Source organism: Nocardiopsis sp. NPDC006198, assembly GCF_040613895.1.
GTDB lineage: Bacteria > Actinomycetota > Actinomycetes > Streptosporangiales > Streptosporangiaceae > Nocardiopsis > Nocardiopsis tropica.
This window is the reverse complement of sequence record NZ_JBEXSY010000011.1, coordinates 1-24,954: the sequence shown is the minus strand read 5'-3', so window position 1 is coordinate 24,954 and position 24,954 is coordinate 1. Positions and strand designations below refer to the sequence as shown.

General features: G+C 73.9%; 24 protein-coding genes. 13 read left to right on the top strand and 11 right to left on the bottom strand.

Translation table 11 applies throughout. From position 1 onward, the window contains the following. Nucleotides 1-101: 101 nt before the first annotated feature. Together nirD and nirB are read right to left on the bottom strand one after the other, a co-directional pair. The gene (gene nirD / locus ABZ234_RS10250; protein WP_267949967.1) at nucleotides 102-476 is read right to left on the bottom strand and encodes a nitrite reductase small subunit NirD; all 375 of its coding nucleotides are present in this window, start codon (nucleotides 474-476) and stop codon (nucleotides 102-104) included. Then, nucleotides 473-2,983 carry a nitrite reductase large subunit NirB gene (nirB, locus tag ABZ234_RS10245; RefSeq protein WP_355011834.1) on the bottom strand — a complete coding sequence of 837 codons (2,511 nt, stop codon included), beginning with the start codon at nucleotides 2,981-2,983 and terminating at the stop codon, nucleotides 473-475. Before nirB ends, nirD begins: the two co-directional genes overlap by 4 nt. 274 nt (nucleotides 2,984-3,257) lie before the next feature. Here nirB and ABZ234_RS10240 point away from each other — a divergent pair, with 274 nt between their 5' ends. After that, nucleotides 3,258-4,154 carry an ADP-ribosylglycohydrolase family protein gene (locus ABZ234_RS10240; protein WP_355011768.1) on the top strand — a complete coding sequence of 299 codons (897 nt, stop codon included), beginning with the start codon at nucleotides 3,258-3,260 and terminating at the stop codon, nucleotides 4,152-4,154. A 100-nt stretch (nucleotides 4,155-4,254) separates the two neighbouring features. On the opposite strand, the gene ABZ234_RS10235 is transcribed toward ABZ234_RS10240, so the two are convergent. Then, nucleotides 4,255-4,671, bottom strand: coding sequence for a helix-turn-helix domain-containing protein (locus ABZ234_RS10235; protein WP_344180460.1), 417 nt, complete (start codon nucleotides 4,669-4,671; stop codon nucleotides 4,255-4,257). 81 nt (nucleotides 4,672-4,752) lie between these two features. On the opposite strand from ABZ234_RS10235, the gene ABZ234_RS10230 reads away from it, so the two are divergent. The 3 genes from ABZ234_RS10230 to ABZ234_RS10220 all read left to right on the top strand — a co-directional run bounded on the left by ABZ234_RS10230 (nucleotide 4,753) and on the right by ABZ234_RS10220 (nucleotide 6,846). Then, entirely contained in the window at nucleotides 4,753-4,899 is a 147-nt protein-coding gene (locus tag ABZ234_RS10230; RefSeq protein WP_267949971.1) for a hypothetical protein, read from the top strand. Between the two features lie 15 nt (nucleotides 4,900-4,914). Further along, nucleotides 4,915-5,556 (top strand): DsbA family oxidoreductase, encoded by a 642-nt coding sequence (locus ABZ234_RS10225; RefSeq protein WP_355011767.1) that lies wholly within the window; start codon nucleotides 4,915-4,917, stop codon nucleotides 5,554-5,556. A gap of 153 nt (nucleotides 5,557-5,709) precedes the next feature. Beyond that, the gene (locus tag ABZ234_RS10220; protein WP_355011766.1) at nucleotides 5,710-6,846 is read left to right on the top strand and encodes a hypothetical protein; all 1,137 of its coding nucleotides are present in this window, start codon (nucleotides 5,710-5,712) and stop codon (nucleotides 6,844-6,846) included. Nucleotides 6,847-7,120: 274 nt separating this feature from the next. On the opposite strand, the gene ABZ234_RS10215 is transcribed toward ABZ234_RS10220, so the two are convergent. Further along, nucleotides 7,121-7,948 (bottom strand): hypothetical protein, encoded by an 828-nt coding sequence (locus ABZ234_RS10215; RefSeq protein WP_355011765.1) that lies wholly within the window; start codon nucleotides 7,946-7,948, stop codon nucleotides 7,121-7,123. 589 nt (nucleotides 7,949-8,537) lie between these two features. Between ABZ234_RS10215 and ABZ234_RS10210 the strand changes: the two genes are divergently transcribed. After that, a complete protein-coding gene (locus ABZ234_RS10210; protein ID WP_267949976.1) occupies nucleotides 8,538-9,707 on the top strand; it encodes a PP2C family protein-serine/threonine phosphatase in 1,170 nt (389 codons plus the stop codon). Between the two features lie 31 nt (nucleotides 9,708-9,738). Here ABZ234_RS10210 and ABZ234_RS10205 read toward each other — a convergent pair whose 3' ends face one another. Together ABZ234_RS10205 and ABZ234_RS10200 are read right to left on the bottom strand one after the other, a co-directional pair. Next, nucleotides 9,739-10,578 (bottom strand): class I SAM-dependent methyltransferase, encoded by an 840-nt coding sequence (locus ABZ234_RS10205; protein ID WP_267949977.1) that lies wholly within the window; start codon nucleotides 10,576-10,578, stop codon nucleotides 9,739-9,741. A gap of 189 nt (nucleotides 10,579-10,767) precedes the next feature. After that, entirely contained in the window at nucleotides 10,768-13,776 is a 3,009-nt protein-coding gene (locus ABZ234_RS10200) for an AAA family ATPase (RefSeq protein WP_355011764.1), read from the bottom strand. A 211-nt stretch (nucleotides 13,777-13,987) separates the two neighbouring features. On the opposite strand from ABZ234_RS10200, the gene ABZ234_RS10195 reads away from it, so the two are divergent. Together ABZ234_RS10195 and ABZ234_RS10190 are read left to right on the top strand one after the other, a co-directional pair. Continuing rightward, a complete protein-coding gene (locus ABZ234_RS10195; protein ID WP_355011763.1) occupies nucleotides 13,988-14,476 on the top strand; it encodes an anthrone oxygenase family protein in 489 nt (162 codons plus the stop codon). A gap of 213 nt (nucleotides 14,477-14,689) precedes the next feature. Further along, nucleotides 14,690-15,604, top strand: coding sequence for an aminoglycoside phosphotransferase family protein (locus ABZ234_RS10190; RefSeq protein ID WP_355011762.1), 915 nt, complete (start codon nucleotides 14,690-14,692; stop codon nucleotides 15,602-15,604). Nucleotides 15,605-15,685: 81 nt separating this feature from the next. Here ABZ234_RS10190 and ABZ234_RS10185 read toward each other — a convergent pair whose 3' ends face one another. After that, on the bottom strand, nucleotides 15,686-15,838 hold the full coding sequence (locus tag ABZ234_RS10185) for a hypothetical protein (protein WP_355011761.1): 153 nt from the start codon (nucleotides 15,836-15,838) through the stop codon (nucleotides 15,686-15,688). Nucleotides 15,839-16,190: 352 nt separating this feature from the next. Between ABZ234_RS10185 and ABZ234_RS10180 the strand changes: the two genes are divergently transcribed. Beyond that, entirely contained in the window at nucleotides 16,191-16,562 is a 372-nt protein-coding gene (locus ABZ234_RS10180; RefSeq protein WP_355011760.1) for a hypothetical protein, read from the top strand. Nucleotides 16,563-16,848: 286 nt separating this feature from the next. Beyond that, nucleotides 16,849-17,328, top strand: a complete 480-nt coding sequence (locus ABZ234_RS10175) for a hypothetical protein (protein WP_355011759.1) — start codon at nucleotides 16,849-16,851, stop codon at nucleotides 17,326-17,328. 404 nt (nucleotides 17,329-17,732) lie between these two features. Here the strand turns inward: ABZ234_RS10175 and ABZ234_RS10170 are convergent, their stop codons facing one another. From ABZ234_RS10170 to ABZ234_RS10160, 3 genes are all read right to left on the bottom strand, one after another. Then, the gene (locus tag ABZ234_RS10170) at nucleotides 17,733-18,608 is read right to left on the bottom strand and encodes an aminoglycoside phosphotransferase family protein (protein WP_355011758.1); all 876 of its coding nucleotides are present in this window, start codon (nucleotides 18,606-18,608) and stop codon (nucleotides 17,733-17,735) included. Nucleotides 18,609-18,805: 197 nt separating this feature from the next. Further along, nucleotides 18,806-18,994, bottom strand: a complete 189-nt coding sequence (locus ABZ234_RS10165; RefSeq protein ID WP_355011757.1) for a hypothetical protein — start codon at nucleotides 18,992-18,994, stop codon at nucleotides 18,806-18,808. A gap of 167 nt (nucleotides 18,995-19,161) precedes the next feature. Then, nucleotides 19,162-19,338 carry a hypothetical protein gene (locus tag ABZ234_RS10160; protein ID WP_355011756.1) on the bottom strand — a complete coding sequence of 59 codons (177 nt, stop codon included), beginning with the start codon at nucleotides 19,336-19,338 and terminating at the stop codon, nucleotides 19,162-19,164. A 295-nt stretch (nucleotides 19,339-19,633) separates the two neighbouring features. Here ABZ234_RS10160 and ABZ234_RS10155 point away from each other — a divergent pair, with 295 nt between their 5' ends. The 3 genes from ABZ234_RS10155 (at nucleotide 19,634) to ABZ234_RS10145 (ending at nucleotide 21,742) form a co-directional block, all read left to right on the top strand. After that, the gene (locus tag ABZ234_RS10155; protein ID WP_355011755.1) at nucleotides 19,634-20,176 is read left to right on the top strand and encodes a peptidase inhibitor family I36 protein; all 543 of its coding nucleotides are present in this window, start codon (nucleotides 19,634-19,636) and stop codon (nucleotides 20,174-20,176) included. A gap of 805 nt (nucleotides 20,177-20,981) precedes the next feature. Further along, nucleotides 20,982-21,404, top strand: a complete 423-nt coding sequence (locus ABZ234_RS10150) for an FG-GAP repeat protein (RefSeq protein ID WP_355011754.1) — start codon at nucleotides 20,982-20,984, stop codon at nucleotides 21,402-21,404. 182 nt (nucleotides 21,405-21,586) lie between these two features. Continuing rightward, nucleotides 21,587-21,742 carry a hypothetical protein gene (locus ABZ234_RS10145; RefSeq protein WP_355011753.1) on the top strand — a complete coding sequence of 52 codons (156 nt, stop codon included), beginning with the start codon at nucleotides 21,587-21,589 and terminating at the stop codon, nucleotides 21,740-21,742. Between the two features lie 859 nt (nucleotides 21,743-22,601). Here the strand turns inward: ABZ234_RS10145 and ABZ234_RS10140 are convergent. After that, a complete protein-coding gene (locus ABZ234_RS10140) occupies nucleotides 22,602-23,237 on the bottom strand; it encodes a histidine phosphatase family protein (RefSeq protein ID WP_355011752.1) in 636 nt (211 codons plus the stop codon). A gap of 240 nt (nucleotides 23,238-23,477) precedes the next feature. Here ABZ234_RS10140 and ABZ234_RS10135 point away from each other — a divergent pair, with 240 nt between their 5' ends. Then, a complete protein-coding gene (locus ABZ234_RS10135; protein WP_355011751.1) occupies nucleotides 23,478-24,824 on the top strand; it encodes a TIGR01777 family oxidoreductase in 1,347 nt (448 codons plus the stop codon). The last annotated feature ends 130 nt before the right edge of the window (nucleotides 24,825-24,954 follow it).

The following is a 24,954-nucleotide window of genomic DNA, read 5'->3' as shown; positions in this document are numbered from 1 at the left end:
CGCGCCGGCCTCCGCCCCCGTGCCGCCGGCTCCGCTCGCGCGGTCCCGGTGCGGGTCCGCGGCGGGCGGGGTGTGGGAGGACGGCGCGGACGCGGATGTGCTCAAGGTGACTCCTCTTCGGCGCGGGCGCTGATCTGGACGGTGGCGCCGGTGTCGCGGACGGCCCAGGTGCGCAGGCGCACCTGGGGGTCCTCCAGGCTCTGTCCGGTCAGCAGGGAGAACACATTCTTGAGCATGGGCGAGGCGATGGTGGGCTCGCCACGGCGGTCGCCGACGATGCCGCGCGAGATGACCGCGGCCCCGGTGAAGGGGTCGATGTTGTCGACGGCGAACAGGCGGTTGTCGCGGGTGCGGAACAGGGCTGCCTGGCGGCCGTCGGGCAACAGGACGGCCACGCCGTCGTCGGCGCCCAGGCGGTGGGCGGGGCAGGCGTCGATCCACAGGGCGGGCGGGGCGTGGGTGGTGGTGGCGGTCATCGGGTGGCCTCCTGCGGGCGGGGGGCGGGCATGCCGAGGTCGAGAGCGGCGCCCGGGACGGGCTGGTCGCGTGTGGTGGTGAAGCTGATGGTGGGGTCGGGTGTGCCGGGGGCGTTGGCGAAGGACTCGAACCGGGCGAGTTTGGCGGGGTCGGCCAGGACGGCGGCCCACTCGTCGGTGTAGGAGCGCACGTGGCGTTCCATGGCGGCCTCGAGCTCCTCGGCGATGCCCAGGGTGTCGTGGACGACGACGTCGCGCACGTGGTCCAGGCCGCCGTCCATGGCCTCGATCCAGGGGGCGGTGCGCTGGAGGCGGTCGGCGGTGCGGATGTAGAACATCAGGAACCGGTCGATGTAGCGGATGAGGGTCTCCTCGTCCAGGTCCGAGGCGAGGAGTTCGGCGTGGCGGGGGGTGAAGCCGCCGTTGCCGCCCACGTACAGGTTCCAGCCCTGGTCGGTGGCGATGATCCCGAAGTCCTTGCTGCGGGCCTCGGCGCACTCGCGGGCGCACCCGGAGACGGCGGACTTGAGCTTGTGGGGCGAGCGCAGGCCCCGGTAGCGCTCCTCCAGGCGGATGGCCAGGCCCACCGAGTCCTGGACGCCGTAGCGGCACCAGGTGGTGCCCACGCACGACTTGACGGTGCGCAGGGACTTGCCGTAGGCGTGGCCGGACTCGAACCCGGCCTCGACCAGGCGGGTCCAGATGGCGGGGAGCTGTTCGAGGCGGGCGCCGAACAGGTCGATGCGCTGGCCGCCGGTGATCTTGGTGTAGAGCTGGAAGTCGCGGGCGACCTCCCCGATGACGATGAGCTTGTCGGGGGTGATCTCGCCGCCGGGGATGCGGGGCACGACCGAGTAGGTGCCGTTGCGCTGCATGTTGGCGAGGTAGCGGTCGTTGGTGTCCTGGAGTGTGGCCTGTTCGCCGTCGAGGATGTGCCCGCCCCCCAGGGAGGCCAGGATCGAGGCGACGGCGGGCTTGCAGATGTCGCAGCCCTGGCCGGTCCCGTGGTTCTCGATGAGGGCGGAGAAGGTGGTGGTGCCGGTGGCGCGGACGATCTCCAGGAGTTCGGCGCGGGACTGGGTGAAGTGCTCGCACAGGGCCTTGGACTGCTCGATGCCCGCCTGGGAGAGGATCTGCTTGAGCATGGGCACGCACGACCCGCAGCTGGTGCCCGCCCGTGTGCACGCCTTGAGGCCGGCGACGTCGCAGGCGCCCTGGGTGTGGACGGCGTCGGTGAGGGCGCCCTTGGTGACGGCGTTGCAGGAGCAGATCTGCGCGGAGTCGGGGAGGGCGTCGGCGCCCAGGGCCGCGCCGCCCTCGGGGGTGATGAGGGTGAGCGGGTCGCCGGGCAGGGGCGAGCCGACCATGGGGCGCAGGGTGGCGTAGGCGGAGGCGTCGCCGACCAGGATGCCGCCCAGGAGGGTGGTGGCGTCGTCGGACAGGACGAGTTTGGCGTAGCGGCCGCCGGCGGCGTCGTTGACGACCACGTCCAGGCAGTCGTCGGCGCGGCCGTGGGCGTCGCCGAAGCTGGCCACGTCCACGCCCAGGAGCTTGAGCTTGGTGGAGGTGTCGGCGCCGGTGAAGGTGGCGCCGCCGCCGAGGAGGCGGTCGGCGACGACCTCGGCCATGGCGTTGCCGGGGGCGATGAGCCCGTAGACGGTGCCGCGGTGGGCGGCGGCCTCGCCGATGGCGTGGATGCGGTCGTCGGAGGTGGTGCAGGTGTCGTCGATGACGATGCCGCCGCGTTCGCCGACCCGGAGGCCGGCGGCGCGTGCGAGGTCGTCGCGGGGGCGGATGCCCACGGAGAACACGACCAGGTCGGCGTCCAGGCGGGTGCCGTCGCCCAGGAGGAGGTTGCGGACGCGGCCGTCCGCGCCGGCCTCGACGGCGGTGGAGGCCGCTCCGGTGTGGATGTGCACGCCCAGGTCGGTGACGAGTCTGCGGAGCAGGCCGCCGGCGCCCTCGTCGATCTGGGCGGGCATCAGGTGGGGGGCGAGTTCGACGACGTGGGCCTCCACGCCCAGCAGCCGCAGGGCGTTGGCGGCCTCCAGACCGAGCAGGCCGCCGCCGATGACCACGCCGGTGCGGGCGTGGCGGGCGGAGGCGGTGATGGCGTCCAGGTCCTCGATGGTGCGGTAGACGTGGCAGCCGGGCAGGTCGTGGCCGGGCACGGGGGGCACGAAGGGGGTGGATCCGGTGGCCAGGACGAGCCGGTCGTAGCCCAGGGTGCGGCCGGAGGCGGTGGTGACGGTGCGGGCGTCGCGGTCCAGGGCGGTGGCGCGCTCGCCGACGTGGACGTCCACGCGGGGTCCGGACAGGTCTCCCAGGGACAGGTCCTGGGCGCTGGCGCCGTCGAAGTAGGAGGAGAGCGCGACGCGGTCGTAGGCGGTGCGGGGCTCCTCGCCCACGACGGTGACGTGCCAGCGGTGGTCGCTGTCGCGGTCGTGGAGGGCCTCGACGAGTCGGTGGCCGACCATGCCGTTGCCGATGACGACGAGTTCTTCCATGGTGCGCGGCTCCTCCTGCTGCGGGGTCGGACGCTTCTCAGGCAACCCGCAGGGTGTTACCCGCGGGTCAGCCTCGTGTGTCGCGGTTGTTTCGATGTGCTGTCACCGCAGGTGGGGGGTGCGTGATTCGTGCCGGGGGCGGAGAAGGGCCAGCCCGGGGCGGGTGCGGGCGGCGCGGGGGCGCGGATGGGTGTTCGGTCACACCGGGCGCCGGGGCCGGAGTGCGGGGGCGGTGCGTGGACAGCGGTGGCGGGGTCGGCCAGGATGGCCGGTGATGCACACGATCCCTGATCCGCGCCGGGCGCGCGCCCTGTCCTCCCTGTCCGCACTGTCCGTCGGCGACGCCTTCGGCTCCCAGTTCTTCGTTCCCGCGAACCTGCGCTTCCTGGAGGAGCGCGAGCTGCCCCCGGGGCCCTGGGAGTGGACCGACGACACGGAGATGGCGGCCTCGGTCCACGCCGAGGTGCTCCGGGGCGGGGCGGTGGACCCCGACCGGCTGGCGTCCTCCTTCGCCCGCCACCACGACTTCGACTGGGGGTACGGTCCGGCGACGGGGCGCCTGCTGCGCCTGGTGCGCGAGGGCGGTGACTGGCGGGAGCTGGCCGCGGGGCTGTTCGGGGGGTCGGGTTCCTTCGGCAACGGGGCGGCGATGAGGGTGGCCCCGCTGGGGGCCTGGTTCGCCGGCGACCCGGACGCGGCGGCCGGGCAGGCGGCGGTGACGGCGCGCGTCACCCACACCCACCCCGAGGCGGTGGACGGCGCGGTGGCGGTGGCGGTGGCCGCGTCCCTGGTGGCGGGGGGCGGGGCGGCGGCGCCCGGGCCGCTGCTGGACGGGGTGCTCGAGCGCCTTCCGGCGGGGCGGATGCGCGAGGCGGTGCGCGGTGCGCGCCTGCTGCTGGTGACCGCCGATCCGGTCGGGGCGGCCCGCGCCCTGGGCAACGGTTCGCGGGTCAGCGCCCTGGACACGGTGCCCTTCACCCTGTGGGCGGCGGCCCGGTACCGGTCGGGCTTCGCCTCGGCCATGTGGGCGACCGCCGCAGCCGGGGGCGACGTGGACACCACCTGCGCGATCGTCGGCGGGATCCTGGGCGCGGGCCTGCCGGGCGGCCGGGTGCCCGCGGAGTGGGCCGAGCGCACCGAGCCCCTGCCGGGATGGGCGCTGGAGGGCTGAGCGCGGTCTCCGCCGGGGAGGGGCGCGGTCGCCGTCCGGGAGGGGCCCGCGTGTGCGCGGCGGGCCGGGCGCGGGACCCCGTGCCGGGGCAGGGAGGGGTTCAGGTGCCGTCCGGGCGGGGGTCCCTGGCGCGGTCGTGGCGTTCGCGGGCGGCGCGGATGTCGTCGCGGTGCAGGATCGCCCAGCGGTCCAGCGCGTTGAGGGGTTCCAGGAGGGTGCGGCCCAGGTCGGTGAGGGCGTAGTCCACGCGGGGCGGGACGGTGGCGTGCGCGGTGCGGTCGACCAGGCCGTCGCGGACCAGGGCGCGCAGCGTCAGGGTGAGCATGCGCTGGCTGATGCCGTCGATGGCGCGGTGGAGCTCGCTGTAGCGGTGGGTGCGCCGCCCCAGCATGACGATGACGAGCACGCTCCACTTGTCGCCGACCCGGTCCAGGACCTCGCGGACCGGGCAGTCCTCGGGGGCGCGTTCGTCGGTGTGCCCGGTGGAGGGAACACCGGTGTGCGTTCGGGACGTCAATGTGCCTCCTTGTGCCTGGCCTGGGCTCACCTCATACTGACTGATAATGTTGTTACGCACAATAAGTATGCAAGGGGTGTCGTGAGCGTGAGCAGCCCGGAGCCGGGGGCCGAGCCGCGGGAGGCGGACCGGCCCGCCGAGGAGGAGCTCCCCCTGGACGCGGTCACCGGACTGGTGTCGCTGGGAACCGAGGACGCGCCGGCGTGCTCGGACGGAACGTGCTGGTGAGTGAGGGGATTGTCCGTGCAGGTCGAGGTGTGGTCCGACATCGTGTGCCCGTGGTGCTACATCGGCAAGCGGCGCTTCGAGACGGCCCTGGAGCAGTTCGAGCACGCCGACCAGGTCGAGGTCCTCTGGCGCAGCTTCCAGCTCGACCCCTCCTACCCGCGGGGGCGCGGCGAACCGGTCCGTGACGCCCTGGCCGCGAAGACGGGCGCCTCGCGCGAGCAGGTGCGCGCCATGACCGCGCAGGTGGAGAAGGTCGCCGCGGAGGTGGGGCTGGAGTACGACTTCGAGAACGGGTTCATGGTCAACACCTTCGACGTGCACCGGCTCGTCCACCTGGCGCAGAGCCGGGGGCTGGGCACGAAGGCGCACGAGCGCTTCATGCACGCCCAGCTCGTGGAGGCGAAGGACCTCTCCGACACCGCCACCCTGGTGGAGCTGGCCGTGGAGATCGGCCTGGACGCCGCGGAGGCCCGCCGGGTGCTGGAGGGCGACGACTACGCCGCACAGGTGCGCGAGGACGGCGCCACCGCGCAGCGCCTCGGCGGGAACGGCGTGCCGTTCTTCGTGATCGACCGGGCCTTCGGGATCTCGGGCGCCCAGCCCGTCGAGGTGTTCGCCTCGGCCCTGGAGAAGGCCTACCGGGCGGCGTCGGCCTAGGACGTCCCGGGCGCCAGAGCGCGGGCCGGAACGGTGGCGGTGGAGCGGGTTCCCCCTCAGGGGGGAGCCCGCTCCCGCTCGTGGGGGAGGTGTGCCCGGGGGTGCGCGCGCCAGGGTGGAGGCATCCACTCCGCACCACTCCGGGAGCACGCCATGACCGCCCTGCCACCCCTTCCCGCACCCCCCGCAGATCCGGGGCACGAACGGCACGACCGCGCGACGGCGGTGCCCTGGGCCGCGCTGGCGTGGTCGGCGGCGGCCCTGGCACTGGGCCTGGGCTGGCTGTCGGGGGTGCTGCCCCTGAGCGTGGCCGATGAGGAGGGGTTCGGCTCGCTCTTCGCCGGGCGCGGCGAGGCCCTGCCGGTGGTCCTCGTACTGGCCATGGGCGCGGTGGGCGTCGTGTGCTCCGTGCTGATGCTCCGGGGCGGCGGGCCCCGTACGGCCCAGGCGGGCGCCTGGGCCCTGGCCGTCCTCATCCTGCTGGTGTTCGTGGACGGCAACCTGCTGGCCCTGCTCGGCTACACGATGATCATGCCGGTGGTGGGCTGGATCGTGCCCGGCCTGGCCCAGACATGGGTGACCGCGCTGTTGGCGCCCGACAGCCTCACCGGCCTGTTCTTCACCGCCGGTGTGGGGGTGTGGGTGCTCGCGGCCCTCGCGTGCCGCCGGGCGGGGCGCCGCTCCTGCGCGCGGTGCGGCAGGAGCCCCCGGTGGTCGGCCGCCGTGGAGCGCGGGACCCGGGTGCGGGCGCTGAGGGTGGGTCGGATCGCGGTGGCGGTGGGCGCGGCGACCGCCCTGGTCTATCCGTCCATCAGGATCCCGTGGCTGTTCGGCGTCCCGGTCGGGATGAGCCGGGAGGACTTCGCGGTGCTCTCCGCCGACCCGTTCACGCTGGTCATCGGCGTGGGGTTGGGGTCGGCCGGCATCGTCGGCGCCGTTCTCATGCTGGGGCTGGTCCAGCGCTGGGGCGTGCGGTTCCCCCGGTGGACCGCGGGCCTTGCCGGGCGCCGGGTGCCGGTGCCGCTGGCGGTGGTGCCCGCGACGCTGGTCGCGGTGGCCCTGGTGGCGATGGGCCGCAGCAGCGTCACCGAGGTCCTTGCCGGAGGGGCCGGGTCGATGTTGAGCTCCAGCACCGTGCACGTGGTGGTGTTCTCCTCCATGGGGCTGTGGGGGACGGCCCTGGGCGTGGCCACCGCCGCCTACCTGGTGCGGCGCCGGTCCGAGTGCGGCCGGTGCGGGCGGGGGCTTCCCGAGGCGGAGCCCCGCGACATCCGGGCCGCGGCGGCCTGAGCGGGGACCGCACTTCCCCGCCCTCTCCCGGAGGCGCCCGCCCGGGGCGGCGCGTGCGGGACCGGTGCCCCTCCCCCGGCGGGGAGGGGCACCGCCTCGTGTGCGGCTGGAGTGCTGCGTGTGCGCCCGGCCCCAGGGCCGTGTCCCGACGCGTTCCGGGGGTTCGGCGCGGCTTCCGGGGACGGCGGCCCGGCGGGGCCACGTGGCCGGTGCGCGCTTCGCGGGAGGGAGGCAATGGGGCTGGTCATCGGGCAGGCAGAGGCCCGGTTCGGGCTCACTCCCGGCCGGCGCCGGGCACCCGCACGTGCGCGCACCGGCCCGTGTCCGTCTCCACCTGCCACCCGGCGGCGCGCAGCGCCTCCGCGTAGGCGCCGACCTCCGCGGTGAACCACCCCCCGTCCTCCCGCTGCGAGCGTCGGGCCTCGCCGTGGTACACGTACAGGAGCCGCCCGCGCGGCTCCACGTAGAAGCCCCGGGGTTCCCCCGCCGCCGTCCAGTCCACGGGCGCGTGCCCGGCCGCCTGCAACACGGCCACCGCCCCGAGCACCTCGGGGGGCGAGCCCTCCCACGCCGGTGTCCCCTGCCCGCCCCACCACTGCCTGCCCGGCGCCTGCACGGGCGCGGCCTCGCCCCGCGCGCGCCGCGCCAGGGCCGCGTCCAGCCCGGCACGGCAGGCCAGGACCCCGCGCTGGATGCCGTACTCGTTGCCGGAGCGGTGCGGCAGCCCCTGGGACTCGCGCTCCTCCAGGTAGTCCAGGTGCTCGCGCAGCGCGGCCAGACCCGCCGGCGTGACGCGGAAGGCGTAGCCGCGGTCGGGGGGATCGCACGGGGCGAGGAGCCCGGCGCCGATCAGCCACTCCCGGCGCCGCCGGTCGCCGACGGAGGTGCGGTGGGCGAGGATGTGCGGTCTGGCGCCCAGGTCGTAGAGGTCGACGAAGCGGGCCGGGGTGAGGCGGCCGGGCATGGGGGGCTCCCTGGTGTCGGGGTCGGCGGTGGGGCCTGCGCCCGGGGCGGCGCAGGCGTCCACCGCCACCTTGGCCGGTCCCTCCGACAGTCCGCACCCCCGACCGGCCCGACCGGGAGGCCGGGGCCGCGCGGTCATGGCCGCAGGATGTCCCGTGGAGCGCGGCACGGGGCGCCGACGTGCGGACCGGCCTCCGGGAAGGCCGCACCGAGCTCGTCGGGGAGACCTCCCACGGCCGCCCCGGCGGCTTTTCCAGAGCCCAGGCCTCACCGCCCGGCCCGCATAGGCCGCCGGCGACCTCAGGTGGCAAGAGGCCATCGTCGGAGGCAACGCCACCTCCTACAACCACCAGCCGGGGGCGTCGATCCTCGACGCGCACGGAAGCCCCTGGGAATCGCACGGCCCCAGCCCGCTCGAAAGCCTGACTGAGCACTAGTTCGGACAGACAGCGCGCCGAACCGACCGCCCCCGTCTGACCATGACAAGTCCTGCTGCTCCCGAACGTCCGGCAACAGGACATGCGGCCGGCGAGTAGCTCTTGTCGAGTGGCCGTTGCCGGACACGGCGCGGCCGGGATCGGCCACACCCCGTGCACGCGGGCCGGTCGCGGCGGTCGTGGAGCCGGGGGCGGCCACCCTCCCAAGCTGGACTTTCTGCTCGAAATGTGGCAAACCGGGTAGAGGTTCCGAAGCAGTTGCCGCCTCGCGAGATTGACCGGGGTCATGCCATGTCGCTCAAACACGGGTCCAACGAGCTGATGACGTCCCTGGTCAGGGCCGGGCACCTCGCCAACTTCGAGGAGCTCCCCTCCCTCGTGGCGGGCAAGGCCGCGGCCGCGGACCTCACCGAGATCCGCATCTACCTCGCCGACCGCCAGCAGCAGGTCCTGCGCGAGGTCACCGGCCGCGGTCTCGACGCCCATCAGGGCGGAGACGACCTGAAGATCGACGGGACCGTCGCCGGCGAGGCCTACATCATGGGCGTGACCGTGCCCGTCGGGGACCGGGGCCGCTACTGGGTGCCGATCCTGGACGGGGCCGAACGCCTGGGCGTGCTCCACGTGGCCTACAAGGGCGACCCCGACCGCTCCGCGATGCGCGACCTGGCCGCGATGGTGAGCCTGCTGATCATCGCCAAGCGCGCCAACAGCGACGCGCACGCCCGCCTGGTGAGGGTCAGCCCCATGTCCGTCTCGGCGGAGATGCAGTGGACCCTGATGCCCCCGGGCACCTTCGCCGACTCCCGGGTGACCATCTCCGCCGCCACCGAGCCCGCCTACGACAACGCCGGGGACTCCTTCGACTACGCCCTGGCCGGGGAGATCGCCCACCTGGCCATGTTCGACGCCATGGGCCACGACACCGCCGCCGGGCTGATCGCGAACCTGGCGGTGGGCGCCTTCCGCAACGAGCGCCGGCGCGGCGTCCCGCTGGAAGAGATCCCCCGGGGCGTGGAGAACACCCTGATCCAGGAGTTCGTCCAGACCCGGTTCGCCACCGCGATCCTGGCGGAGCTCAACCTGAGCACCGGCGAGCTGAGGTGGGTCAACTGCGGCCACCTGCCGCCCGTGCTCATCCGGGGGGAGGAGGTCCGCGCACTGGAGTGCGACCCCTCCCACCCCCTGGGCATGGACCTGGGGGTGCCCGTCGCGGTCTGCCACGAGCAGCTCGAGCCCGGCGACCGCCTGCTCCTGTACACCGACGGCATCATCGAGGCCCGCGACTCCGAGGGCCGGGAGTTCGGCGTGGAGCGGTTCGTGGACTTCGTCATCCGCCACCAGGCCGACAGCCTGCCCGTCCCCGAGACGCTGCGGCGCCTGGTCCACGCGGTCCTGGAGTACCACCACGGGCAGTTCGGCGACGACGCCACCGTCCTCTTCTGCGAGTGGCACGGCTGAACCCCGGGCGCGGCCCCGCGGCCGTCCGCGCTCACCCCGGGCGCCGGGCCACCACCGAGAAGTTCAGCGGGATCCGCGGGGCCCCCTCCGGGAGCCGCCACCCCTGCGGGCACGCCACGAGCCCGGGGAAGGCGGGCCAGTCCATGAACGGGTGCTCCCCGAGCGCCTCGACCACCAGTCCCGCCTCCAGCAGGGCTCCGGTCACCTCCGCCAGGCTGTGGCGCCACTGGTGGTTGACGGTGCTCGTGATGGACTCCGCCGTCCCGTCGGTGTAGGTCTCGGCCTCGTCGTAGGTGTCGGCGCCCCCGCCGCCGAGGTAGTCGCCGGTCACCTGCCACGGCTCGTAGTCCAGCGCGTTCAGGAGCGGGTGGTCGTCCCGGACCACGAACACCCCGCCCGGCTCCAGCAGGTCGTGGACAGACCGCGCCCACGGGCCCAGCTCGGGAAGCCACATGACGGCGCCCGTGCCGGTGACGACCACCTCGAACCGCCGGTCGACGGCCTGCGACGCCGTGCGCGCGTCACTCTCCACCCAGGTGACGTCCGCGCCGTCGGCGGCGGCGATGCGCCGGGCGTGGGCCAGCGAGTTCGCCGACAGGTCCAGGCCGTGGACGTCCACGGCGCCCAGCCGGACCCAGCACACCGTGTCGGTGCCGATGTGGCACTGCAGGTGCAGCAGGGACCTGCCCGCCACCGTCCCGCCGTCCAGGTGCGGCTCCAGGACCGCGAGGTCGTTGCGCACGACCTCCGAGATGTAGGAGGGGTCGGCGATCAGCCCATCGACGTCGTACATCGCGGACCGGGCGTGGACGTCGGCCCTCTGGTCCCAGTTCGCGCGGTTGTCGGCGACGGCCCTGTCGTGGTCGCTCATGTCCTCGGACGCCTCGTTCCGTGTGTCGGGGCGCCGGAGCGGATGTCCGCCCGGCCCTTCGGGGCATGGTCTCGGATCGGGGCCGGACGGGGAAGCGGTTTTTCGCGGGCGCGGGCCCCGTGCGGGCACAGGGGCGGAAGGCCCCCTCCCCGCACCGGGACCGGTGTGCCCGGGAGGGCGGGGCCCGGGTCAACCGGAGCCGGCGGCGGCCCCGTCCCCGTGGTCCCGGCCCGGTACCGAGGCCAGGTCCCGGCGCGAACGCAGCCCCAGCTTGGCCAGCGCGTTGGCCACATGGGTCTCCACCGTGCGCGGGGACAGGTGCAGCAGGGCCGCGATCTCCCGGTTGGTGCTCCCCCGCCCGGCCAGGGCCGCGATCTCCCCCTCACGCGGGGACAGGCGGGGGTCCCGCGGGCCGCGCCCGCCCGCCGGGGCGGCCACCACCCCGTGCGCGCGCAGCGCACGGCGCACCCGCGCCGCGTCCCAGGCCGCGCCCAGCGCCGTGTACTCCTCCAGCGCGGCCCGCAGCCCCGCCACGCCCTCCTCCTCGGACCGGTCCCCGGAGCGGTCCAGTCTCGTGTGGGCCGCGGCCTCGCGGACCTGGGCGGCGTCGTAGGGGCGCGGCATGGCCCGGTAGGCGGACGCGGTCTCGGCGTACAGGTGCAGCGCCCGGTCCCCCTGGCCGCGGTGCCGGGCCAGGGCGGCCTCGAACCGCCCCAGGGCCGCCGCGGCGGCCGGGGCGCCGGTGCCGCGCAGTCCCGCCCGGAAACGGGCGCACAGGTCCTGGGCCTCCGCGCCGCGCCCGGCCGGGACCAGCGCCTCCATGCCCGGGACCAGGTCGGCCGCCCACACCCACACGCCCTTGCTCGCCACCAGAGACACCAGGCCCTCCACCCGGGACCACGCCTCCCCGGCGTCGCCCCTGGCGATCGCCAGGCGGGCCAGCAGCCCGGCGGCGAACGCGCGCACGGGAACCGAGTGGTCGGGGTCGGGCGCCGCGGGGTCGTCCCCGGGGGCGGGTTCGAGGAGCGCCAGGTGGGACCGCGCGCCGGCCGGGTCCCCCTGGGCCAGGGCCAGTGCGGAGCGCACCAGGGTCAGCTCGGCGGCGACCGCGTGCAGGTGGGCCAGGCGCGCGGGGCCCAGGTGGCGTTCGGCCTCCTCGTCCAGGCCCGCCCAGTGGCCGCGCTGCCAGTCGAGGATCAGCCGGAGCGCCTGGGCGCTCTCGCGGATGTAGGGCACCTCCGAGGCGATCGACCAGGTGGCGGCGTCCGACAGGTGGCGGTCGGCGCGCTCGTAGTGGCCGAGCATGACCGCGGCGTCGGCCAGGTTGAGCGAGGCGCGGGCGAACTCGCGGCGCCGCACGAGGGCCTCGGGCGTGGGCCGCACGTGCGGGGAGCCGGGGTCGGGCAGGGCCGCTGTCCAGGCGGCCGGGTCCCCGACCTGGGCGAGCAGGGTGGCCTGGTTGACCGAGACGCTGTGGGCCACGGCCGGGTCCTTGCTGCGGTGGGCGGCCGAGACCGCCTGCTCCATCCACCTGCGGTGGGTGTCGACGGGGTCGGGGGTGCTGCGCGGCACGGCCAGGGCGCACATGGCGCGGGCCGCCAGGTCGGGGCGTGAGGTGAGTTCGGCGGCGGCCCGGACGAGTTCGCTGCGGGCGGTGCGCCCCTGCGCCGCCTGGTTGAGCAGGAGCAGGCCCAGCTCCATGCGCAGCTCGCCCCGGGAGGGCGCGGGCAGGCCGGGGGTGGCCAGGACGTCGCGCAGCAGGGCGATGGTGTGCTGGGCGGAGATCCCGGTCAGGGCGGCGCGGCCCAGTTTGAGGGCGAGGTCGCAGCGGCGCCCGGCGGGCAGGGTGGGGCGGGTCAGGGCGTCGCGCAGCAGGGTGACGGCGTCGGCGTCCTCGCCCTGGGACAGGGCCTGGTCGGCGGCGCGTTCGGCGTGGTCGGTCCACTCCTCCACGAGTCCGGCCTCACGGGCGTGGCGGGCCAGGCGGGCGTGGGGAGGCGCGGGGCCCCGGGACAGGGCGCTCAGGGCGGCCCGGTGCAGGTGGCGGTGCTTGCCCAGGGGTAGGGAGTCGTGGCAGACCCGGCGCAGGAGAGGGGTGCGGACCTCCAGGGCCGCCGGGCCGGCGGGCCGCAGCAGGCCGAGCCGGCAGGCGCGGGAGAGCGCCTTCTCCGCGCGGGAGGGGCCCAGGTCCGCGACCCGGGCCAGGACGTCGTCGGCGGCGGGGACCTCCAGGACGCAGGCGGCGCGCACCAGGTGGCGGGTGTCGCGGTCCAGGGCGTGCAGGCGTTCGAGGAACCAGTCGCGCAGGGTGGGGGGTACGGGCGGCTCCTCCGGGACGGCGGGGCCTGCGCCGGGCCCGGTGCCGGCGCGGGCGCAGGCCAGGTGGTGCAGGGTCTCCACGGCGGCCAGGGCCAGGCCTCCGGTCCAGGCGTGCAGGCGTTCGGCGTCCTCGGCGGTGACCCCTGCCCCAACCCCGGCCCCGGTCCCGTCCGGGGGTGGGGCGGCGGTCTCGGCGGCCGGGTCGGCGGACGCCGTGCGCGGCGCGGTCGCACCGCAGGGGCCGGCGTCCAGGAGCCGGGAGGCCAGTGCGAACAGGTCGCGGGGGTTCAGCGGGGCCAGGGCGAGTTCGTGGTGCGGGGTGCCCGGCGGGGTGCGGGCGGCCAGCGCGTGGACGGGGAAGGACCGGGGCAGTTCCTCGGGTCTGTAGGTCAGTACCAGGCACAGGTGGGCGGGCAGGCGCGGCGCCAGGTAGTACAGCAGGTCCCGGGTGGCCGGGTCGATCCCGTGCACGTCCTCCAGGACGAGCACCGTCGGGCCCAGGGAGTCCATGAGCTCGGTGAGGGCCCGGTAGGTGCGGTGGCGCTCGGCCGCCGGCGAACAGGTGGGCGGGGGCGGCGGAGGCAGCCGCTCGGCGTGCTCGGGCATGAGGGGGTGCAGGGCGCCGCACAGCGGGCTGAGCCCGCCGGGGATCGTCGCCCGGCGCAGGGCCTCGATGACGGGGGCGAAGGGGAAGGGTTCGTCCCGGGAGGGGCAGTACCCGGTCAGGACCGTGGCGTCCACGGCTCCGGGGAGCTCCCGGACCAGGCGGGTCTTACCCGATCCGGCGGCCCCGGACAGCAGGACCAGGGACCCGGGGACCGCCGCGGTGCGCAGCTGTTGTCGTTCCTTCTCACGGCCGACGAGCGGGGGGAAGCACACCTACCGACGGTATAGCGGCAGGAGGCGGCGGAGAAGGGGTTCGGGGCGCGCACTCAGGTGTTGACGCGCCGGAAACACAGGACACCGTGCCCGGGCGCCCCGCAGGGCGACAACGGTCCCGGCCGCCCGCGTCCGCAGGGGCGCGCGACCACCGGTTCCGGGCATACAATCCGCCCAGAGGACCGCGACAACAGGAAAACCGGGGTACGAAATGGCGGACATGGTGTACGCGGTCGTCCCGGTGGCCGCCACAGTGTTGACGGGCCTGTTCGCGGGGCTGTTCTTCGGGTTCTCGATCGCCGTCATGCCCGGCCTGGGGCGGGCGGGCGACCGCGCCATGATCGAGTCGATGCAGGGCATCAACGTCGCCATCCTCAACCCCCTCTTCGCGGCTGTGTTCATCGGCGCCCCGGTGGGGGCGCTGGCCTCGGTGGTGCTCCACACCAGTGCGGCCGAGACCGCTTCCGCGGTCTGGTTCGGCGGGGCGCTCGCCTGCCTGGTGGCGGCCCTGGGCATCACCTTCGGGGTCAACGTGCCTCGCAACAACGCCCTGGACCAGGCCGGCCCCGCCGAGCGGATCGCCGACCCGGCGGCGGTGCGCGGCGCCTTCGAACCGGTGTGGGTGCGCTGGAACCACCTGCGCTCCCTCGCCTCCGCGGTGGCCCTGGTCTGCGCCGTCGTGGCCCTGACCGTGCGCTGACCGACTGCCGGAGAACCCCCTGGCACCCGGGTCGACGGCGCGACCGCCGGGTGCGGCGGTAGCGCCCACGCAACGCCCCGGCCGTCGCACCCCGCCTCAGGGGAGGCGGTGGACCTGCCGGGTCCGGGGCCGCCCGATCACCCGGGACCGCCCCGACCGCGCCCCGGCCCGGGGGCTCGGGGTCGGTGCGGCCGGGGTCTACTGTTGCCTCCCATGACCCGCACCGAGATCGACATTACGGGGGAGCTCGTCCGCGGCCTGCTGCGTGAACAGCACCCCGACCTGGCCGACCTGCCCCTGAGCCTCGGTGCGCGTGGCTGGGACAACCAGCTGTGGCGGCTGGGCGACGATCTCGCCGTCCGGCTGCCGTGGGCGACGGAGTCCGCCGACGCGCTGCTGCACAAGGAGTACGCCTGGCTGCCCTTCCTCGCCCCGCGCCTCCCCCTCCCGGTCCCCGTCCCCCAGCGCCTCGGCGAGCCCTCCCAGCGGTTCCCGCGGCCCTGGATCGTCACCACCTGGGTGCCGGGCACGCCCGCCGACCGCGCTCCCGCCACGCGCGCCGGGGCCGCGGCCGACGGCCTGGCCGCCTTCCTCACGGCCCTCCACCGGCCGGCCCCCGTGGGGGCGCCCGCCGGCCGCGACCGCGGGGGGCCGCTGGCCGGGGCCGCCGAGCAGTTCGCCGAGCAGCTCGACACGGCCACCGGGCTGGGGCTGGTCCCCGACCCGGACGCGGTCCGCGCCGTCTGGGAGGACGCCGTCGCCGCTCCCGTCTGGACAGGCCCGGCGCTGTGGCTGCACGCCGACCTGCATCCGGCCAACATCCTCACCGAGAACGGCGCCTTCTGCGGGGTGGTCGACTTCGGGGACCTGTGCGCGGGCGATCCGGCCTACGACCTCGCCGCCGCCTGGACCCTGCTGCCGGACGGCGCCGCCGACCGCTTCCACGACGCCTACCGCCCGGGCGCGGACGCCGCGACCCTGCGCCGTGCCCGCGGTTGCGCGGTGCTGCGCGCCCTCGTCGGGATCCTCGTCGGCGACGCCGGCGAGCACGGGCGCCCCGGCGGCAAGGCAGCCTGGGGCCCGCCCGCCCGCGCCGCCCTGCGGCGCCTCACCGCCCCGGCCCGCTGAACGGGGCCTGGGCAGGGGGTCGAGACTGGCAGGAGTCGTTGATCGAGTGATCTGTATTCTCCGGGGCTTCCGCCGCCGCGATCACTGTGAGTGGTCGCTGGGGGCGTAGCGGTTCCAGGTCCCGCCGACCTCGGCAACGACCTGGGTGGTGGTCTTGTCGTGAAATCCCAGCGCCTGGGCGATGACCGGAGCCGGGGCTTGGAGCACGAGTTGGCGCAGTGCGGAGGTGCGCACCGCTGTTCCGGGGATAGCGTGTTCCGCCGGATGTGTCACGTAGTCGCTGACTTCATCTGATGAAATAGCGGTTCCTTGGAGGATTGCTACAGGATTTAGCGCCAGACCCCGCTGGATGTCACGGCCGGATCTCGACACCCCCCGCGTGACGCACCGTTGCGCGGGGGCTTCTTTGCCGGGGCGCCGACACCCCCTGGAGCTGGACGAGGCAGACCAGTCCGAGAGAAGCGGATCGGGCGGCGCCTAATCTGGAGCTGTCCGCCTCCAAGGATTCGGAGCATCCCCCCATGCGTCTCCTCACGCCCATGGCATTGTCCCTGGTGTTGATCACCGCCTGCTCCGCCTCACCTGCTTGCTGGAGATCGGCGCGGTGAGCATGTTCGACACCGACGACGACCCTCTCGTCCCCGAACTCATCGACCTGGCCGTGCAGACGTTCGCTCCTGAACTGGAGGAAGCACTGGCCGAACAGGTTGACGCCTACCACCGCGGGGCCTGGTCCGGAACCCACATCGTGGGAGAGGACATCGAACCAGGGACCTACACCACCACGGCCCGTGACGGCGAACTGTTCGAGAACGCCTACTGGGAGCGCGCATCCGCTTCAGGGGACATCATCGCCAACGACTTCGTGAGCTCGGCTCAGAGCGTCACAGTGACCATCGCTTCCACCGATGGGCAGTTCACGGCTAACGGGTTCGGCTTCTGGTCACGTGTGGATTGAGCCCCTCGTGGAGTCGGTGAGATGCGGTACCGATAGGCCAGCCTGAGGCTGTCTCAGCGACGCTGGTGAGGGTCGTGTTCGGCGGTGATGGCCTGTCGGTAAGGAGCGTGTCAGGAACGGGGACGAACCAAGTACGCCGGAAAGGAACGAAGAGCCCGCCGGCGCCGTGTCTGGCCCCGGCTGCCCGGCCTGCCAGAGGCGGTGGAGGATGAAGGCGGTGTCGTGTCGGACCAAGGGACGGAAAATCATGAAGCGGTTCTCGCGTGCGATGGCTCTGATAACGGCATTGGCCATCACTGTGGGGACGGGCTGCTCCTCCCCGTTCGTGCTGCGGTACACACCTGTGGCCCAGGTCCGCGAGGTCGAGCCGGAGGAGGTCGTGGGCACCTGGGTGGGTGCCTGGCAGGAGGTGCACACCAGCGAGGTCACCTTTCACCAGGACGGGACCGTCCAGTTCTCCTGGCTGCACAACAGCCACATAGGCATGGGTGATGACTTCTTCGTGACCGGTGCGGGGACCTGGGAGGTGTACGAGACCGAGAACATCGGCCCCCAGGTCCTGCTGCACATGGCCGAGGTCACCGAGTTCGATGAGCAGCCCTCGGTCTCGCCCTACCACCAGCCCGGCGATTCCCCGAGAATCCCCCGGGACTACTCATGGGAGTTCGGCCTGGACCGTGAGTCCGGCGAGCTGCGCATGTACTTGTTCCTCAGCGATGAGGACCTGCGTAACTACCACTGGTTCGAACTGGCCGGGCAGGGGTGACCGCTCAGGCGTCGAGGAGGGGGCGAACCAAGTACGCCGGAAAGGGGCCACGGGGTTCTCCAGCGAAACCCAGGGGTGGTCTAACCGCTCTTATCAACGCGGTCAGGGGTGCCCCTCCCGGGCTCACCTTGTCCGTTCCCGAAGTAGGGGTCCCGGACCGGCAGGCTCGCGCGCGTCCGGCTTGCATCCGATGCAATCGCGGTTCCTTGGAGGATTGCCGCAGGATTTGGCGGTAGGTGGCTGTCCGTGCCGCGTCCACTCCCGGACACGGAGCGGCCGGTCCCGGGCGGTGGGGCATGCTCACCGGGATCGGGCGCAGCCCGAGCGCCCCGGAAGGGAGCACCCGTGTTCACACCCCTCGCCCTTCGCCCTCACCCCCACCGCCGAGTCCGGGCCGGCGCGGGTCAGCCCGTTACGGGGTCGGCGAGGACGTGGGACAGGATGCGCCGCTGCACGCCTCGCTGGTCGGGGCCCGACAGCCCGGCCATGGTCACCAGCGCCTTCCACAGCGCCCAGCCGCGGGCCCTTCGCCAGGTGTCGGACGGAAGGCCGACAGCCTCGCGGAAGACCGGGCGCTCCTCGGCCGTGAAGAACGTCCAGGCCATGACGAGGTCGCACGCCGGGTCGCCCACGGAGCAGCAGCCGAAGTCGATGACCGCGGACAGCGTGCCGTCGGTGGTGAGCAGGTTCCCTACGGCGACGTCGCCGTGGCACCACGTGGGAGCTCCCGACCAGGTTGAGCGCACCGCCTCGGCCCAGATGCGCCGACAGGAGGCGGCGTCCACGGCGCCGCCGAGCCGCTCCAGGGCCTGCTCGACCTGATGGCCGTACACGCCGGGGTGGCACCCGCGGTGGTGCGAGTGGGCCCCGGAAACCGGGCCCGGACCGGTCGGGGCCCGGCGCAGGGCGGTCAGGAAAGCGCCGAGGTCGCGCGCCAGCCGCGTTCGGTCGATGCCGGTCGCGGCCTCGACGGTCACGCCGGGCAGCCAGCGCCGCACCGACCACGGGAACGGGTAGGCCGCCGCCGGCCGGCCGGTGGCGACCGGCACGGGTACCGCGAGCGGAAGGTGTCCGGCCAGGCTGGGAAGGCAGCGGTCCTCCTTCGCCACGGCGGCGACGTAGCCCTCGCCGCTGGGCAGCCGCACGACCAGCTCGTCGCCGAGCCGGAACGTCCGGTTGTCCCAGCCCTGGGAGACTACGGGGCGTACAGGGAGGTCACGCCACCGGGGGAACTGCTCGGCGACCAGGGCGCGCACGAGCTCAGGGGTGATGTCGGCCATGGCCGACAGTCTGCAGGAGCCCCGCCCCCTCCGCAGCCTTCACCGCGGGGCCCCGCGCCCCGGTGCGAACGCCGCACGGCTACGTACGGGCCTTGAACTCGAGGTCGTCCATCGCACCCCTTCAGAGATGGGGTGTTGCAACGACCACTAGAACTCAAGTCATGCCGGACGAAGGGGCCTTTTCTGCGTTCCGGGGCTCAGCCGGAGATGCGCGCCACGACCCGGGCGTACTTCTCCGCCTGCTCGTCGGTGTACGCCCACATGGTCGGCGCCGTCGTCCCGATCGGGGAGATCCTCCAGATCGCCCCGGCCCCGTGGGCACCGGGTGGCAGGCTGGTGAAGCCGACGTCCGGATGACGCTGGGAGAGCTCGTGCTGAGTGGCCATGGCCGTCACGGTAGCCGGATCCGCCGCCTCATGGACCCCTTCCCGCGGTACACGTGCGCGAGGTGCGAGGAGTGGAATCCCAGGGGCGGACCGTACTGCTTGGGCCTGCGGTGCCAAAAGGCCCCAGTGAGCTCCGTGCTCACGAACCTGCGGCGAGAGGCAAGAGCTCACCGCGGAGAGGGCGGGTCCTCGCCCTTGACCACCGTGGCGAGCAGCCCCACAGCGGCACCCAGGGCCGCTCCGGCCGCCTCTGGCCAGGACGCCCGGTCCACCAGCCGCAGGGCACCGGCCAGGGCAGCGCACCCGGCGGCGCCGATCAGGATCACTGCCATCCGAACAGTCATGTCAACCACCTCCGCCCTGCCAACGCGGATGCCCGCCCAGCAATACGCAAGTACGGAGACTTTCTTGGGGGCGGGGCCGAGGAGGATTCCTACAGGGGGGCGGACCAAGTACGCCGGGAAGCGGCAATGGCCCAACGCTTCCGCAGGTCAGGGCAGGCGGACCAATTCGGCCGCTTTGAGTGGACTGATGGTCAAGGAAGTGGTCACTCCGGGCTCACGACATCCCGATGCAGGGCTGCCAAGCTCGAAAACGCCCCCATCCTCCAGCCTGGAGACACAACACATGATGCGCCGTATGATCCCCCGCGCCTTCGCCCTGGTGGCATCCGTCGCCACGGCCCTGTCCTTGACCTCTGCTCCTGCGGCAGCGGAGGACACCACACCCGCCCCGGCGACGTCGAGCGCCGACATCGAGCGCCTGCTCGACTCCGTCGACGCTGCGGTCTGCGTTGAGGGCACCGACACGCGGCTGCGCTGCTATGCCACTGACGCCGACTACCGGTCCGCTGAAGGGCTCGCCCCTGCCGAAGCGGGCACACTCGCCATGTACGACTGCCCGTCCGGCTATTTCTGCCTGTGGGAGTGGACCGAGTTCAACGGCAGCCGTGTGCAGTACCGGACTTCCGGGACCAAGGACCTCTACTCCTACTGGCGCGACCGGGGAACCAGCTACTACAACCGGCGTGAGGCCGGCGGCCGACTGGTCGACATCCGCTCCGGGATGCCCGATCCGAACCTGTACTTCCCCGCCGGAGGTGTGCACAGAGACCTCGGTCGGCAGAGCTACGTCTACGGCGGCACCTGGAACAACAAGGTCGACCGCATCGTCCTGAGCTGATTCGTTGGTCCGCTGCTCCCGAACGCCCGGCAACAGCACATGTGACCGGCGAGTAGTTCTTGCCGAGCAGCCGTTGCCGGACACGGCGCGGCCGGGGTCAGCCACACGCCGGGCCCCGGCGCCGGGGGCGGGGCATGCTCGGGGGGCGGACACATCGTGCGCCCCGGAAGGAGGCCCGATGTTCGCCCCCCGCGCCGCCCCCGGTCTTCACCCCCACCGCCAAGGGCAGCGGCTCTGGCACAGGGAGTCGGGTGCCGAGCGAGCCGTGCAAGACCGGCGAGCCCGAGTGCCCCACGCCGTCCCCGGACAAGGACGAGAACTGAGACGGCCAAGCCCCCACCCCGGACACCGTGGCCGGAGCAAGGGCTTCGTTCGGTTGCTCCTCAACGCCCGTGTCGGGGACGCCAGCCCACGGGGGCGTCCTCGACGGAGTCCCCGTGCGCCCCGGATCGCCCACCAGACAGTGAATACAGCCCCCAGAGCCGCTACGCTGATCGGCCGATCGACCCCGGCGTGGCGCGACGCTCCGCCGGGGAGGGAGCGTGGTGGCCATGGAAGCAGCCAGACGGTACCGGGGATTGGGGGTGGCGGTCGGCCTGGGCCTCGTGCTCAGCGGTTGCGCCCCCGGAGCACCGGCGGACGAACCCTGCCTCGACCCGGCAGGCCGCCTCATCGCCCACGTGAACAACGACGAGTACCCCGACGCCGTCACCGGTACCGAGGGCATCGGCGAGGAGCTGCGTATCGCCTTCGGGGAGGAATCCGGGTTCGGGGAACCTCGCGCCCCCGCGACCTGGTCGGCTTCATGCACCGGTACCAGGACGATTTCTACGCGGCGGTGGCCGACTTCGACGGCGACGGGTGGCTCGACCTGGCGATCGCGGCCTCCGAGGAGACCACAGGCGACAGTCCGGGCCGCTCCCCAGTGACCGAACTTCGGATGGGCCCCATCTCGGGATGGGGCAGAGGTCAGGAGACCCACAGTCTCCTTGAGGTGCACATGAGGGGTCTGCGCGCGGTGGACTACGACGGCAACAACCACCCCGACCTGGCGTTATACGGATACGAAGGGGACGGGAGCTACGCGGTGCGGGGCTACGAGGGCGACCAGGAAGAGGGGCTGTCCTACCGGAACGAGCACTACGAAATGTATGCGCCGGGATGGGCGGAGGACGACCTCCCACCTCCGCTCGACATGGACGGCTTCTACCCGGCGTGCGGTGCGTGAGTGGGGAGCGAACCAAGTAGGGCCGCTTCTCCCGAAGCTACGAGGAGCCGCAAGGTAGCCCGGTCGAGGGTGGCTGCTCCCGGACACTGCGCGGCCGGGGTCGGCCACACGCCCGCCCTCGGCGATGGGGGCGGGGCATGCTCGGGGAGCGGGCGCACCCCAGCGCCCCGGAAGGAGCCCCGATGTTCGCACCCCCCGCCCCACCCCTGGTCTTCACCCCCACCGCCAAGGGCGGGTCTGGGGTCGGCGGTCGGCGCCCCGACGGCACCCGGGACAACGGCGAGCCCGTCCCGGCCCCTGAGCATCCCGCGCCGGCCCCGGACAAGAACGAGGACTGAGACAGCCGAGGCCACGGCCCGATCACGACAGCCCCTGCGCAACGTCGCGTTGCGCGGGGGCTCTCTCGTGCCCGGATCCGTCAACCAGGGTGACTCACCGCCAATAAGGCTCACTTGTCGGGGATGAGGTTGAGAAAAAGGCGCGCCCCCTGTTTGAATGCGAAGGTGAGGAGTCGACATCCTTGTTTTCCTCAACCTCATGAAAGCAGGGTGGGACCCTCGGCCTCTTCCGCCACTCGAGGAGCCCATGCGAATGTCGGGGGTCTGCGATATGACGGGTGCATGGTGACACTGCCGCTCTCCGATGTCCTCTCCCCACAAGGACGAGCCTTCCGGGCTGTGCCCCAATCCCACGTGTGACCGCTACGTGCAGTTCTTGCACGAGACGAACGCCCCTGTGCGCACACGGGTCCGGCCCGAGTTCGGTTACCACGATCCACAGAACCTTCCCGTGGGCATGTACTACCAGGTCTGGACCTGCCCGGTCCGCAAGCGGTCGGTGGTCGTTTTCGAAGAGCGTGACGGCTTCGACGGCCTGGAGTTCTCCGCCGAGGAGGTCGCCGACGTGGCCGACCTCATCTACGATGCGCTCTTCCAGATCTACGTGCAGCCCGCCCAGCGTGCAGCGTTGCGGGCTTCAAGGAAGGCCAAGCGGAACGCGCACCGGGCTCGCCGGAAAGCCGAAGCGGCTGTCGTCCCCCCGGGTGATACAGATGCTCAGGGGCCTCTCGCGGAAACGACGAGCGAAAGCCAGGGACATCCGTCCGGTGCTGCGCTCCTCCCCGACCCACGGGCCCGCGCGAGCCCCCGCCCGTCCGCGGTCGGCGCCGACCGGCCCCGCTGCCGGGACGGGCGCACCTCAGCGGTAGGTCATCAGAGCGGGGCCGCCCTGCTCCAGGTGGGCGTGGTCGTTGAAGGACAGCACCTGGGTGCCGCCGCGCCCGTGCAGCAGCTTGCTCACCGAGCCGTTGACCACCACGCGGTTCATCGCCAGGAACCCGGCCGAAGAGGCGCCCAGCAGGGTCGAGCACACAGCGGCGACGACCCCGGCCGAGGTGAACACCAGCGCGGTCTCCCCGCGCCCCAGCCCCGCGACCAGGTCGGACAGGGCCGCGTTCACCCCCTCGCGGAACCCCTCCCAGGTGCCGGGCCCGCTTCCCCCGGCGCCCATCCACGAGGTCAGGGCCGCGTCCAGGCGCTCCTGGAGCGTGCCCGTCCCCGTGAGGTGGGAGCCGAGCAGGCCGAGGTGGTCGTACTCGTCCCAGCGGGGGTCGGCGGCCGGTGCGGTGTCGATGCCCGCCTCGGCGAGGGCGGCCGCCGCCGTCTGGCGCTGGCGGCGCAGCGCCCCCGTGGCGACCGCGCCGATCCGGAGGTCGCGCCGCTTGAGCTCGGCGCCGAGCAGCCGGGCCTGCTCGTGGCCGGTGGGGCTCAGCTCGTCGTAGTCCTCGGCCTCCGGAGAGGCCTTCCCGTGGCGGATGAGATAGATCGCTGGCATCGCCCCAGGGTACGAGCGGGCCCCGGACCGCAGGCGCACCGGGGCCCTGTTGACATACCGTCCGGTCGGTTCGGGGTGGTGGCGGGCGGTGCCGACCGCGGGAGCGACCCGCGACGGGCCCGGCGGAGCCGGGGCGCCCCTGCGGCTCGGCCCGGGAGGGGCCCGGCGGCGCGCGTGCGGCGTGCGGCGCGCGGCAGCCGGTCGCCTCCGCGTTACCGTGGCCACACGCGACACGGAGGGATGACCATGGTCTTCCGGTATTCGAGCGTGGTGCCCGCACCGCGCGACGAGGTCTTCGACTGGCACGCGCGGCCGGGCGCGTTCGCCCGGCTGGCCCCGCCCTGGCAGCCGGTGCGCCTGACCGCCGAGGCGGACTCCCTCGCCGACGGCGTGGCCGTGCTCTCGTTCCCCGGTGGCCTGCGCTGGGAGGCCCGCCACCTTCCGGAGCGCTACGACCCGCCCCGCAGGTTCGCGGACCGGCTGGTGTCCCAGCCGCTGGCGGCGCTGCTGTCCTGGACGCACGCCCACGACTTCGTCGCGGAGACCGGGGAGAGCACCCGCGTCGTCGACCGGGTCGCCACCTCCGTCCCCGAGGCGCTGCTGCGGCCCATGTTCTCCTACCGCCACGCCCAGCTCGCCGACGACCTGGCGGCCGGGGCCCGGGCACGGGCCTGGCACGACCGTCCGGTGACCGTGGCGGTCACCGGATCGGGCGGGCTGGTGGGGCGCTCCCTGTGCTCGCTGCTCACCACGGGCGGGCACCGGGTGGTCCGGCTGGTGCGCGGGGACCCCGCCCACGCGGGCGAACGGCGCTGGGACCCCCGGGAACCGGCCGCCGACCTGCTCGAAGGCGTCGACGCCCTGGTGCACCTGGCGGGGGAGCCGCTGTTCGGGCGGTTCACGGAGCAGCACAAGGACGCCCTGCGGGACAGCCGTGTCGGCCCCACGCGCGCCCTCGCCCGCCTGGTGGCCCGCAGCGGGACGCGCGTGTTCGTGACCGCCTCGGCCATCGGCTACTACGGGCCGGACCGGGGGGACGAGGTCCTCACGGAGGACAGTCCGCGCGGGACGGGGTTCCTGGCCGACCTGGTCGCGGACTGGGAGGAGGCCGCCGAACCCGCGGCCGGGGGCGGCGCCCGGTGCGTGCAGGTGCGTACGGGCATCGTGCAGAGCCCCGCCGGAGGAGTGCTGGGGCTGCAGTACCCGCTGTTCGCGGCGGGGCTGGGCGGCCGGATCGGCGACGGCCGGCAGTGGATGTCGTGGATCGGCGTGGACGACCTCGCGGACGTCTACGTACGCGCCGTCCTGGACGGGGCGCTGACGGGCCCCGTCAACGGGGTGGCGCCGAACCCGGTGCGCGGCGCCGAGCACGCCGACGTGCTCGCCGGCACCCTGCGCCGTCCCGCGGCGCTGCCGGTGCCGGGCTGGGGGCCGGCTCTCCTGCTGGGACGGGAGGGCGCGGACGAGGTGGCGCTGGCGGACCAGAGGGTGGCCCCGGCCCGCCTGGAGGCGGCGGGGCACCATTTCCGGTACCCGCGACTGGAGGGGGCGCTCGCCCACCTCTTCGGCAGGGAGCGCCCCGTGTGAGGCGGCGGCGCGGCCGTCCCCCCGGCGGGCGCCCGCCGGGGGCGGGGGGGGGGGGCCGGGGGGGCGCCCCCCCCCCCCGCGGGGCCCCCGGGCCCCCCCCCCGGGCGCGCGGGGCCGGCGCACCGCCCCC

Excerpts from the sequence above, each read along its gene's own strand:
- ABZ234_RS10215 (WP_355011765.1), bottom strand. The coding sequence starts at position 7,948 with ATGACCGCGCGGCCCCGGCCTCCCGGTCGGGCCGGTCGGGGGTGCGGA.
- ABZ234_RS10145 (WP_355011753.1), top strand. The coding sequence starts at position 21,587 with ATGTTCGCACCCCCCGCCCCACCCCTGGTCTTCACCCCCACCGCCAAG.
- ABZ234_RS10150 (WP_355011754.1), top strand. The coding sequence starts at position 20,982 with ATGCACCGGTACCAGGACGATTTCTACGCGGCGGTGGCCGACTTCGAC.
- ABZ234_RS10135 (WP_355011751.1), top strand. The coding sequence starts at position 23,478 with ATGACCATGGTCTTCCGGTATTCGAGCGTGGTGCCCGCACCGCGCGAC.
- ABZ234_RS10165 (WP_355011757.1), bottom strand. The coding sequence starts at position 18,994 with ATGGCCACTCAGCACGAGCTCTCCCAGCGTCATCCGGACGTCGGCTTC.
- ABZ234_RS10195 (WP_355011763.1), top strand. The coding sequence starts at position 13,988 with ATGGCGGACATGGTGTACGCGGTCGTCCCGGTGGCCGCCACAGTGTTG.
- ABZ234_RS10160 (WP_355011756.1), bottom strand. The coding sequence starts at position 19,338 with ATGACTGTTCGGATGGCAGTGATCCTGATCGGCGCCGCCGGGTGCGCT.
- ABZ234_RS10210 (WP_267949976.1), top strand. The coding sequence starts at position 8,538 with ATGTCGCTCAAACACGGGTCCAACGAGCTGATGACGTCCCTGGTCAGG.
- ABZ234_RS10140 (WP_355011752.1), bottom strand. The coding sequence starts at position 23,237 with ATGCCAGCGATCTATCTCATCCGCCACGGGAAGGCCTCTCCGGAGGCC.
- ABZ234_RS10240 (WP_355011768.1), top strand. The coding sequence starts at position 3,258 with ATGCACACGATCCCTGATCCGCGCCGGGCGCGCGCCCTGTCCTCCCTG.
- ABZ234_RS10170 (WP_355011758.1), bottom strand. The coding sequence starts at position 18,608 with ATGGCCGACATCACCCCTGAGCTCGTGCGCGCCCTGGTCGCCGAGCAG.
- ABZ234_RS10155 (WP_355011755.1), top strand. The coding sequence starts at position 19,634 with ATGATCCCCCGCGCCTTCGCCCTGGTGGCATCCGTCGCCACGGCCCTG.
- ABZ234_RS10205 (WP_267949977.1), bottom strand. The coding sequence starts at position 10,578 with ATGAGCGACCACGACAGGGCCGTCGCCGACAACCGCGCGAACTGGGAC.
- nirD (WP_267949967.1), bottom strand. The coding sequence starts at position 476 with ATGACCGCCACCACCACCCACGCCCCGCCCGCCCTGTGGATCGACGCC.
- nirB (WP_355011834.1), bottom strand. The coding sequence starts at position 2,983 with ATGGAAGAACTCGTCGTCATCGGCAACGGCATGGTCGGCCACCGACTC.
- ABZ234_RS10220 (WP_355011766.1), top strand. The coding sequence starts at position 5,710 with ATGACCGCCCTGCCACCCCTTCCCGCACCCCCCGCAGATCCGGGGCAC.
- ABZ234_RS10190 (WP_355011762.1), top strand. The coding sequence starts at position 14,690 with ATGACCCGCACCGAGATCGACATTACGGGGGAGCTCGTCCGCGGCCTG.